We start from the raw sequence: 2250 nt of genomic DNA on the forward strand, positions 1-2250 counted from the left end.
GTAGAATCCACATCTCTTGGATCTTTATATTTACCCTTATCGATTCCATTTAGCATTGCCGTCACTACTCTATTATTAATATCGTAAATGAAATCATATTCATTTGGATCTATAATCCATTCTGTAGAGATTAACTCATCTAAAAAAGGAAGCATTCCGTATTTGTCATAAGGAGGATTTTTAGCAAAGTCTTTCATGAGTTGTCTTTTTAAAGGGTTTTCATGTATTCCATATAAAGGACGATACAATCCTTCTAAACATTTTTCATCTCCTAATTGCACTCCAAGCCAAAGAGCTTGAAAGGCTCTTGATTTTAAACCAGAATCACTAAGATATACAGCTGCTTCATAAAAAGCCTTTTTATTGCCCAATATACCTAAGCAAAGTTGATATTCTCCTGCAATTAAATCAGAATATATAGTATTTGCCTTAGCACCAAAAGCTCCATAAGCTCCATGTTCAAAAGCATTTTTATAAAGCTCTTCACTGCTATCTTTAAGCTGAGCAAAATAAAATCTATCATCAAATACTGTATCTTCTATTTTACGAGAATAAACATATAAACCCCAATAAGCATCCCCTAAGTCATACTTTTCTATAAGTTCTTCATAAATCCTTATGCTTCTATAATTAGCATTTAAAAATTCATTGATTAGTTTATCCAACAAAGCTTCATTGTTTTCATCTTGGTCTAATTTACCTATAATGGCTCTAAAATAATCTTTTGAATATCCAAGTTCTGCTAAAGCAAGTCCTGCTTTATAATCTTTACCCTCTTCATAAGCATAGCTTAAATTCTTAATGGCTTTTTGAAAAAGATCATATCCTTTATAATCTAGTCTCTTAGCTTCTTTATAATCTTTCATACCTTCTTTATAAGCATTTATAAATCTTTTTTCTTTAGGTCTTTTAGGTCTTATTAAAGCACTATCTTTTAAATCTATGGGAGTACATACTAAGTCACTTCTTTTTACTAAATAATTATACCTTCCTTCTCCATCTAAAGAATTATAATAAGCTTTTTCTGCTTTGGTCCAAGGAGCTAAGCTTCCTTTAACAGGATCTTTTAAATAGATCTTTTGCCAATCTTTAAATTCAAGCAAAGTGGATTTCTCTCCTGTGTGAAACTCTGGATCTAAATATTTAGGCTCATAAAATTTTTTATAAGGGGAATTATCGACTATATTGACAGCTTCTAAAAAGGCTTTGGTGTATTCTTTGGTGTATTTGCCAGTGGGTTTTTCTCGTTGATTAAATAAAAATTCATTGGTTTTTGTATTGAGTTTTATACCTCCTCCATTAGGAGTATAGACCATTTTAATATCTTTATTAGTATCTTCATTGTTATTCATATCCTCTCCTTTGCAAGCATTTAAGCCAAAGATTATTGATATGAGCAAAATAATTTTAAACATGCCTTTTCCTTAATGATATATAATTAAGAAATTGTAGCTTTTTTATAGTGAAAAAAACTTAAAAATTTTATATGATATTAATTTAAGTCAGGAATTAAAATTTATTGCATTTGTGAACTCTTTTTTGAGGTGTTCCTTCATAACAAATTTCAACCTTGCCTTTAACTCCTCTTGTTTTTCTGATGAGTTTTGCCATAGTTTTGGCATATTTTTTATAGTTTTGATTGTTAAGATATTTTTGAGTTGAGAAATTTAAACCCATGCCTTTTGCCCATGCTTCAAATTCTATCTTTTCTACTTTGTTTTTAAAATGTTCTTTGATAACTTTTACTTCGGGTTGGATTTTATCACTTGGCAGTTCATTTGCCTCGGCAAATATAAAAAAAGATGAAAGTATAGATGAGATTAAGATGAATTTTTTCATAAATTGATTTCCTTATTTTTTAGATCAAATCAATTTATCATAACAGAGTTTGTTAAACTAATGAAAATTTCAAAGTGGCCGGGAGAAAGGGATTCGAACCCCTGGAGGTGTGACCCTCAACGGTTTTCAAGACCGCCGCTTTCGACCACTCAGCCATCTCCCGAATTGAAGTTGTAAAAATTAATTGCCTTTTTTGGAGGCGACATCCGGATTCGAACCGGAGATCAAGGCTTTGCAGGCCCATGCCTTACCGCTTGGCTATGTCGCCCTGATAATTTTTAGAAAAAGTGGTGCCCGAGGCCGGACTTGAACCGGCACGGAAGAAAAATTCCGAGGGATTTTAAGTCCCTTGTGTCTACCAATTCCACCACCCGGGCGGGTGATAATGGAGCGGGAAACGAGATTCGAACT

General features: G+C 32.5%; 2 protein-coding genes and 3 tRNA genes. All 5 read right to left on the reverse strand.

The window, feature by feature from the left end:
* Positions 1-1352 (reverse strand): hypothetical protein (locus CCO88_RS10075; RefSeq protein ID WP_238322096.1); only part of this gene is annotated, 1352 nt, incomplete at its 3' end.
* Between the two features lie 157 nt (positions 1353-1509).
* On the reverse strand, positions 1510-1839 hold the full coding sequence (locus CCO88_RS07720; protein ID WP_002778925.1) for a hypothetical protein: 330 nt from the start codon (positions 1837-1839) through the stop codon (positions 1510-1512).
* Between the two features lie 75 nt (positions 1840-1914).
* Positions 1915-2002, reverse strand: a tRNA-Ser gene (locus CCO88_RS07725).
* 31 nt (positions 2003-2033) lie between these two features.
* Positions 2034-2107: transfer RNA gene (locus tag CCO88_RS07730), tRNA-Cys, on the reverse strand.
* Positions 2108-2127: 20 nt separating this feature from the next.
* A tRNA-Leu gene (locus CCO88_RS07735) sits at positions 2128-2216 on the reverse strand.
* Positions 2217-2250: the final 34 nt, after the last annotated feature.

The organism is Campylobacter coli LMG 9860, from assembly GCF_000254135.1.
Classification (GTDB): Bacteria; Campylobacterota; Campylobacteria; order Campylobacterales; family Campylobacteraceae; genus Campylobacter_D; species Campylobacter_D coli.